6 protein-coding genes are annotated in these 9,181 nt (G+C 54.5%); 2 read left to right on the top strand and 4 right to left on the bottom strand.

From position 1 onward, the window contains the following. Positions 1-370: 370 nt before the first annotated feature. Positions 371-844, top strand: a complete 474-nt coding sequence (gene ybaK / locus HCX89_RS20560) for a Cys-tRNA(Pro) deacylase (RefSeq protein ID WP_028780679.1) — start codon at positions 371-373, stop codon at positions 842-844. Between the two features lie 84 nt (positions 845-928). Here ybaK and HCX89_RS20555 read toward each other — a convergent pair whose 3' ends face one another. From HCX89_RS20555 to HCX89_RS20540, 4 genes are all read right to left on the bottom strand, one after another. Continuing rightward, complete coding sequence (locus HCX89_RS20555) at positions 929-2,188, bottom strand: glutamate-5-semialdehyde dehydrogenase (RefSeq protein WP_096141569.1); 1,260 nt, start codon at positions 2,186-2,188, stop codon at positions 929-931. Further along, positions 2,185-3,303 carry a glutamate 5-kinase gene (gene proB, locus HCX89_RS20550; protein WP_025009905.1) on the bottom strand — a complete coding sequence of 373 codons (1,119 nt, stop codon included), beginning with the start codon at positions 3,301-3,303 and terminating at the stop codon, positions 2,185-2,187. The genes HCX89_RS20555 and proB overlap by 4 nt, the downstream gene beginning before the upstream one ends. Positions 3,304-3,490: 187 nt before the next feature. Beyond that, positions 3,491-4,783, bottom strand: a complete 1,293-nt coding sequence (locus HCX89_RS20545) for an NCS2 family permease (protein WP_144218723.1) — start codon at positions 4,781-4,783, stop codon at positions 3,491-3,493. A gap of 1,199 nt (positions 4,784-5,982) precedes the next feature. Next, the gene (locus HCX89_RS20540) at positions 5,983-7,509 is read right to left on the bottom strand and encodes a peptidase M17 (protein ID WP_028780682.1); all 1,527 of its coding nucleotides are present in this window, start codon (positions 7,507-7,509) and stop codon (positions 5,983-5,985) included. A gap of 211 nt (positions 7,510-7,720) precedes the next feature. Between HCX89_RS20540 and HCX89_RS20535 the strand changes: the two genes are divergently transcribed. Then, positions 7,721-9,181 (top strand): aminoacyl-histidine dipeptidase, encoded by a 1,461-nt coding sequence (locus tag HCX89_RS20535; RefSeq protein WP_109248178.1) that lies wholly within the window; start codon positions 7,721-7,723, stop codon positions 9,179-9,181.

The following is a 9,181-nucleotide window of genomic DNA, read 5'->3' as shown; positions in this document are numbered from 1 at the left end:
GGCCTGATGCCGGGCGTTTTATTTTGACTTGACTCATGTTTAAAGCCCTTCCCTGGCCTATCGATTTTGCCAGCCTAGATTAGCCCCGAATTCAGATTGAATCGCCACCGATATCTAGGCTATTGTCTGAGCTATTTTTCTTGGCTATTTTCTAAGCTATTGTCTGAGTTGATACTTAAGCTTTTGTGCCGCTTTGTGGTCTTGCTCTTAAACTGAGTCTTAAAAGAGTGACCCGCTGTCTCGACCCAGAAAGGCTTGAGGCTTATGCTATGACACCTGTTTTGATAGTTAGACAGGTTTTGGCGCAACAGATATCCGGATTAAAACGCGATACTAAACGCTACTCACGCCATCACCTAAGGAGACACTTGTGACACCCGCAATCGATCTCGCCACCAAGGCGGGGATCTCTTTTACCGTTCACGAATATCACCATGACAAGAATGCCCCTTCCTACGGAGAAGAGGCCGCCAGTGCACTTGGACTGGATCCCAACCGGGTATTCAAGACTCTGCTAGTCAGCAGCGATGAAAAGTCACCGCCACTGGCGGTGGCCCTGGTGCCAGTGAATCATCAACTCAGCTTGAAATGCGTTGCCAAGGCGATTAAGGCCAAGAAGTTGGTGATGGCCAATCCGCAGTTGGCGCAGCGTTCATCCGGCTATCTGGTGGGCGGCATCAGCCCTCTGGGGCAGAAAAAGCAGTTACCTACAGTGATAGACGCCAGCGCCCAGGAGTTTGACAGCATCTATGTCAGCGCCGGTCGCCGCGGACTGGAGATCTGTCTTGCAGCAGAAGACTTGGCCAAGCTCTGCCGCGGCAGTTTTGCGGCGATTAAGAGCTGAATCGTAAGCGGCCAAAGCAAAAGCCCCGCAACTGCGGGGCTTGGGTTATACGATGCTCTGAATACCTTTTACAAGAAGTAAACACTAACTTCTGGCGGTATAATCACCGACTCCCAACCACTTATAGGTGGTCAGTGCTTCCAGTCCCATGGGGCCTCTGGCATGCAGTTTCTGAGTACTGACAGCCACCTCAGCGCCCAGGCCGAACTGGCCACCATCGGTGAAACGGGTGCTGGCATTGAGGTAAACCGCCGCCGCATTCACCTGGTTCATAAACTCGGTAGCAGCATTGATATCATCCGTGAGGATAGCCTCGGAGTGACCGCTGGAATAGCGGCGAATATGACCTATGGCCTGCTGGATATCATCGACTACCCGGATCCCCAGATTGAGAGATAGCCACTCGGTAGCAAAGCTATCCTCACTGGCGGCGGCCACTTGCTCAGCCCCAAGAATCGCCACAGTCTCGGGGCAGCCTACCAGCTTAACTCCGGCATCGACTAAGGCCTTGGCCACCTTGGGCAATGCCTCCTTGGCTACCTGCTTGTGCACCAACAGAGTATCCAGGGCATTACATACGGTTGGGCGCTGCACCTTGGCGTTGAGAATGACAGGAATGGCCTTCTCCAGATCGGCCGCCTTATCCAGATAGAGATGGCAGATGCCGATACCGCCGAGAATAACCGGGATGGTCGCCTGTTCGGCGCAGAGCCGCTGCAGCTTGTCGCCGCCGCGGGGCACTATCATATCCACATATTGATCCAGTTTGAGCAGGCCGGTAACCAGAGTGCGATCCGGGTTGTCGATAAGCTGCACCGCATCTTCCGGCAAGCCACTGGCTTTAACGCCCTGGCGAATCGCCTTGGCCAGCGCCTGGTTGGATTTCAGGGTTTCCTTGCCGCCACGGAGGATCACCGCGTTGCCGGTTTTAAGTGCCAGCACGGCAATATCCACAGTCACATTGGGCCTGGCCTCATAGATAACGCCTATCACCCCCAGTGGCACGGCGCGCCGACACAGGCGCAAGCCATTATCCAGCACCCGGCTGTCATATTCGCGGCCAATAGGGTCGGCAAGGGCAATCACATTGTCGATATCGGCTATGACTCCAGCCAGGCGCGGCTTATCCAGCAGCAGCCTGTCTATCATGGCCGCGTTGAGGCCAGCCTCTTTAGCCGCGGCTACATCCTGCTCATTGGCCGCGAGGATTGCCGCTTCATCGGCCTTGAGAGCGGCAACGATATTATGCAGCAGTTGCTGCTTGTCACTGCCGGAAAGATTGGCCAGGGCAAAACTGGCTTCCTTGGCCCTTTGCCCCAGTTGTTGCAGATATTCAGCTGTCATAAAACCACCATGTCGTTGCGGTGCACTATTGCATCACCATAGTCATAGCCCAGCAAGGATTCAATGTTATCTGAATGCTGGCCCGCGATACGTTTGAGGGCCACGGCGCTGTAGCGGCAGATCCCCCGCGCCAGTTTACGGCCATTGGGATCCAAGAGTTGCACTGTGGCGCCCCGTTCAAACTCGCCCTCGACGGCGATAATCCCCTTGGACAGCAGACTGCGGCCCTTTTCGGTTACCGCTCGCACCGCGCCTTCATCCAAGGTCAGTTTCCCCTTGGCCTTGGGCCCGGCAAGGATCCACTGTTTGCGGCTCTCCAGCGGGGTTTCGATGGCGCAGAAGTGAGTCCCCACTGACTCGCCGGCAGCGATTTTTTCGATGGCATCCGGATGATGACCCGAAGCAATAACCACCTCAATACCGGCGCGGCGAGCTATGTCGGCCGCCTCCAGCTTGGTTGCCATGCCGCCGGTACCCAAACCGGAAACCGAGCCGCCGGCCAGTTGCCGCAGGCTGTCGTCGATATTGGCCACTTCGCTGATAAGATGAGCATTGGGATTATGGCGCGGATCGGCATCGAACAAGCCTTTTTGGTCTGTCAGCAGGATCAGCAAGTCGGCATCGCACAAAAGCGCCGCCCGGGCGGACAAGTTGTCGTTGTCCCCTACCTTGATCTCATTGGTGGCAACGGCATCGTTTTCATTGATGATGGGGATAATATTCTGTTTCAGCAGCGCATTCAGGGTATCTCTGGCGTTGAGATAGCGCTCGCGATCGTGCAGATCCGCCCGGGTAAGCAGCAACTGCCCCACGTGCAGACCATAAATACTGAACAACTGCGCCCAGGCCAGAATCAACTGGCTCTGGCCCACGGCCGCCAGCAACTGTTTGTTGGCCATGGTATCCGGCAACTCCGGATACATCAGATGCTCACGCCCGGCGGCAATGGCGCCGGAGGTACACAAAACCACTTCGATACCGGCGCGCATCAGGGTCGCCATCTGCCTGGCCAGCTCGACCATATGGGCCTTGTCCAGGCGCTTGCTGCCGGAGGTAAGTACACTGGTACCCAGTTTTACCACTACCCGGCGGTAGCGTGTGTCACTCAAGTTCATCACTTGTATTTGCTTAAAAAAGTCGGGGATAAATCTTATACCCAATCCGTCGCCTGATTCCTAGCGGCAGTAGGCCTTCAAGTGGATAAAATCGTTATTTATTGCGGTATCTCATACAAAAAGGGCCATACAAAGTATGACCCTCAAAATAAATACGGTTTATAAAGCACTTGCTCGCGTTTTACCTTTAGCTCCCGTAGGCAAACTTGAGAATAAACAGCAGCGCCAGTGCCACAACCCCGGCGTTGAGATCGCGAAAACGGCCGCAGAGAAGTTTAATCGCCGCATAGGCGATAAAGCCAAAGGCGATCCCAGTGGCAATTGAGAAGGTTAATGGCATCAACAGGCAGACCACCACCACAGGGGCAGCCTCGGTCAAATCTTCCCACTCTACATGCACCAAACCAGACATCATCAGAATCGCCACATAGAAGAGGGTGCCCGCGGTAGCATAGGCCGGCACCATACCAGCCAGCGGCGAGATAAAGAGCGAGGCCAAAAACAGCAGCCCGACCACGACGGCGGTCAAGCCGGTACGGCCACCGGCACTAACGCCTGAGGTGCTCTCGACATAACTTGTGGTGGTCGAGGTACCCAGCATGGCCCCGGCAATAGTGGCAGCGCTGTCGGCGGTCAGGGCACGATTGAGTCTTGGCAGGCGGCCCTTATCATCCAGAAAACCACCACGATGGGCCACGGCTACCAAGGTGCCCGAGGTATCGAACAAGTCCACAAACAAAAAGGCAAACACCACGGAAATCATGCTGATCTCCAGCATGCCGGAGAGATCCATCTTCATAAAGGTGGGCGCTATGGAAGGCGGCATGGATACCAGGCCACTATATTGCACATCACCAAAGGCCAGCCCCAACATTGTGATGACCAGAATGCTGAGGATCACTGCCGCCTTATAACCACGCTGAACAAAAGCGATGATCAGGAAGAACCCCAGTACCGACATCAGCGCCGGAAATGCGGTGATATCGCCCATACCTACGAGTGTTGCCGGGTTGGCAACCACTATGCCGGCACTCTTGAGACCGATGAGCGCCAAAAACAAGCCGATACCTGCGGCTATGCCAAGGCGCAGCGACATGGGAATGGAGTTGACCACCCATTCCCGAATTCGCACCAGGGAGAGGATCATAAAGCAGATCCCGGAGAGGAATACTGCGCCGAGCGCGGTTTCCCAGCTATAGCCCATTTCCCCCACAACTGTGTAGGTAAAAAAGGCGTTGAGGCCCATTCCCGGCGCCAGGGCTATGGGATAATTGGCCAGCAGCCCCATGACCAGACAACCTATCGCCGCCGCGACACAGGTCGCCACAAAGACAGCGCCTTGATCCATACCGGCATCGGCCAGCATAGAGGGGTTAACAAAGATGATGTAAGCCATGGTCAGAAAGGTGGTCAGACCCGCCACGGCTTCCTGCTTCAGAGAGGTTTTGTTTTGCTTTAACTTGAACAGTTTTTCCAACATGGAACCAGGTTCCTTGAGTTTGAGTGTAGGGAGGTTTGTGACACTTCTTTAACGAGGTCATCGGCGGCAGATTATAGGGAGTTTGACCTGATCAGACCAGCACCAGAGCACGGAGGCTACCTGTGGTATCCATTAAATGCCCACCAGCTCACAATTTATTCACATTTTGCTGCGGACAAAAAAAAGCCTGCTCAAAGAGCAGGCCAAGACATGTATCAAGCACCCAAAAGGGAAAGAGTCTACCGCGCTAGCGGGTAACACCTGGCAACAGAAGCAAAACTTCTATTGCGACTTGAGTCTAAATACACCACAGAGTGGTGAACAAAGGTTGATGGATGATGGAACTACTTAAAGGGGTAGTCAGCCCTTGAAACTCATGGCGAACATGCCGCCGCGCAAAACCTGACAATCAAACCAGGTGTTGCTCCAATAAACTACGTTGTTTTTGCCTGTGTAAGACATAGCCGATACTCCTAACAAAGTTGTGAAATAAATACTCTAGTGAAGCTTGGCTCGGTTCCCTGGAACTAGAGGTTCTCATATCCGTGGAGACAACTTGTCACTCATTTCCCTGGAGATAGTTATCCATCCTGGATTGACTAGAGGTGGAAGGCGCTTGCCTAACCAACGAGAGCTATTATAGCTTCCTGTAATTTTATTACAAGTATTGAGGCTAAAAATTTAAAATACACCTAAAACTGTAAGGTAATTACATAAAAGTTACACAGGATTTACCCAACGCACCTAATGATACATCTCGAAACATAGTAAGAGAATACTCATTAACATTTGATTTTAAATAAATAAATCAAAAGCAAATCAGGCCAAACTCATTCCAATTAAGTAAAATCTAACACTGTAATTAGCTGTCAGTTACAGCCCAAATGTTAGTCTCCCGGCGGGGGTAAAAGCGTGATCTCAAAGAGGTAAGACCAGTTAAAGTGAATTGGATCACCCCATCCAAGGGCTGGGTAAAAATCCGTCTGAAAGTTTTCTGTTGTTTTCAGATACCGTGCCAGATAACAACCTAAAGCAGGGGCGAGATCCAATCACTCACAGTGGATAGCTTGGGTGAGATGACGTCCAGCAAATGTCGGGGCTATGGAATACCAACATAGCGGTCGCCAAGTGAAGAAAAGCCAACGGACAGGGTGCAGGGATAACCCGGCCGACGACATCGGCCGGGAGGCGTTGAGGGCTTACTCAGTTATATAGGCAAACAACCCAAGCAGCGGCGCCGCCGTAGGTTTGCCATAGAGGGGATCACCTTCTGTGGCACTGCCGGCGATATCCAGATGACTATAGGCCATGGGCTGAGCGTCTTTTACCCCGTGTTGCGCCAATCCGGAAGCCTTTAGCAGGAAGGCCGCCGGATACTGGTGTCCTCTGGCGGTAACCGATGAGGGCGCATTATTGGAAGAAAGTAGCTCAGAGGCACCGGAAACATCACGCACCTTGGCAAAATCTTCCTTACGCAAACGGGACAGCTCCAGCCCTTCACCGTAACGCTCAGCGCTGGCTTGCAACCGCTTGGGTAATGCCTGTTGCTCGGCAACGGCGTTGGCCACTACCGCACTGTAAGAACCATAGGCTCGCACCACATGGCCGGTCAGGGTTGCCACAGAGAATAGCTCGGGCGCCGCACTGCCCTGCGCCTTTAAACGCAGATGGGACAGCAAGTCGGCCAGCACTAAACGTCCTTCGGCATCGGTATTGCCGATCCTGACCCTGACACCCGAATGGGCTGTGATGATTTCGTCCGTGACAAAGGCTTCGCTGCCTATACTGTTGCGTACCAGCCCCAGTTCGGCCACCACACGAATGCCTTTGGGCTTGAGTAATGACAAGGTCTTCATCAAACCGGCCACGGCAGCCGCGCCGCCCTTGTCGCGGCTCATACCGGCCATGGCGCCGCCCACTTTCAGATCGGCGCCGCCTGTGTCATACACCACGCCCTTACCGGCAAAGAAATAGTTGTGCTGGATTTCACCTTCGCCGCGGTACTCCAATTTAACGACTCTGGGCTGATGTCTGGCCACGGCAAAAGAGGCCCGCGCCACAGCGCTCAGCAAGGGATAGTCCCGCTCGAGAATGTCTCTGTCTTCCACGACCTGCAGCGACAGCCCTGAATCTTTGAAGGCGTTGAGGCAGTAATCGGCAAAGGCAGGCGCGCCCATGCGCTCGGGCTCAGTGCCGCAAAGATCTCTGGCAAGGGTGCGGCCGGCTTCAATGGCATTGAGCATGCCGGCATCGGCGCCGTTCATCACCCCTATGGCTTCTATGCTGTCAAGGGCGGCGCCCGCCTCACGGGCTTCCAATGGCTGCCATAGCTCCTGCGCCGTTGCCAGCGCCGCAACCATATCTGCCTTGGCGTATTCATCACCTAAGGATGCAGGCTTATCGACCCACAATAGCGGCCTTTTGGCTCCGGCGTCACGGGCGATGGCGATACCGGCCCGGGCAGCATTGGCGAAGGCACGCACATCGTCATAATCGCCAAGCGGCGCGACCGGGGCGATAATCAAGCGGCCACCGGCAAGCCCGGGCGCAAACAACAGCGTCGGGCTCTTGCCCACCCGTTTGTCAACTTGAGCCCCGTGGGAGGCCAGCATAGCCACCTCTTCGATTGGACACGCCGTCACATCGGCGCTGACCACCAGCAATGCATCCCAGTCTGCCTCACTGAAAATTGCATCCTGGTCAGTAACATCAATAAATTCAACCATGACCCATCCTAATTATTTTTTATTGGCGCCCAGCATTATTCCCTTTCCGGCGCCGGATTACCAATATCTAGCTGGCAAGTTTCGCTGCCACAAATAAACAATTGTCCCAACTGGGTTCTGCGCCCTTACGTCGCTCTGTGGTAGACTGATGACAACTCGCGCTTGGCCCGGTCCAAGCCCGCCAACCAGACGAAAAGATCAGGAGTTTGCTGTGTCCAGTCTCAGCCAATTGCAACCTCAGCCTCTATGGCAGTGGTTTGAACAAATCTGTGCCATTCCTCACCCATCCAAGCATGAAGCCGCGCTCAGCCAGTATATTCAGAACTGGGCCAAAGACCGTCAGCTTGAGGTTATCGAAGATAAAGTCGGTAACCTGATTATTCGCAAGGATGCCACTCCCGGGATGGAAAACCGCAAACCCGTGGTGATCCAGGCCCATATCGATATGGTGCCGCAGAAAAATGCCGATAAAGAGCATGACTTCGTCAAAGATCCGATCCAGCCCTGGATTGATGGCGACTGGGTCAAGGCTCAGGGCACGACTCTGGGTGCCGATAACGGCATAGGCATGGCATCGGCGCTGGCAATTCTCGGCAGTGACGATATTCCCCACGGGCCACTGGAAGTGCTGCTGACCATAGATGAAGAAGCGGGTATGACAGGAGCCTTTGGCCTGGAAGCCGGTATGCTTCGCGGTGAAATCCTGATCAACACAGATTCCGAGCAGGAAGGCGAGATCTACATGGGCTGCGCCGGTGGCGTGGATGCCGAGATCACCCTGCCTATGGTCTGGGAAGCCACAGGCGATGGTTTCCAGGCATTCAACCTGACGCTCTCCGGGCTAAAGGGTGGCCACTCAGGGGTGAACATTCACCTGGGACGAGGTAATGCCAACAAGCTGCTGGCCCGTTTTCTGTTTGAACACAGCGAAAGCCTACAGCTGGAACTGGCCGAATTCAACGGCGGCTCGCTGCGTAACGCCATTCCCCGTGAAGCCAGTGCCACTATTCTGGTGCCGGCCGAACAAGCCACAGCTTTGAGCGAAGCCACCGCGGCTTTCCAGGCGCTGCTTAGAGAAGAGCTGGCGGTTGCCGATCCGGCCGCTTGCCTGACACTCACCGAAGTGCCGCTGCCTGCCAAGGTGATGAGCGAGCAGAGTCAGAACACCCTTATCGATCTGCTGCATGCCTGCCCCAATGGTGTCATGCGGATGAGTGACGAGATTGAAGGCGTGACAGAGACCTCACTCAACCTCGGGGTGATCAATACCAGCGAGCAGGATGTCAAACTCCTGTGCCTGATCCGCTCCTTGATTGACTCTGGCCGCAGCCAGATTGAAGGCATGCTGATCGCCCTGGCCAACCTGGCCGGTGCCGAAATCGATCTTTCCGGCGCCTACCCAGGCTGGAAGCCAGACAGCCAGTCTCCTGTGATGGCGATTGTGCGCGACACCTATCAGGACATCTACCATAAAGAGCCGGTGATCATGGTGATCCATGCAGGTTTGGAATGTGGCCTGTTCAAGGAGCCCTATCCGGCCATGGATATGGTGTCTATCGGCCCCACCATACGTTTCCCTCACAGCCCTGATGAAATGGTGAATATCACCACAGTGGGCCAATATTGGCAGCTGCTGTTGGCTGTACTGGAGCGTATTCCAGAAAAGGCCTGA

Source organism: Shewanella sp. Iso12 (genome assembly GCF_012030025.1).
Lineage (GTDB): Bacteria > Pseudomonadota > Gammaproteobacteria > Enterobacterales > Shewanellaceae > Shewanella > Shewanella algae.
This window is presented reverse-complemented; position numbering and strand designations above follow the sequence as displayed.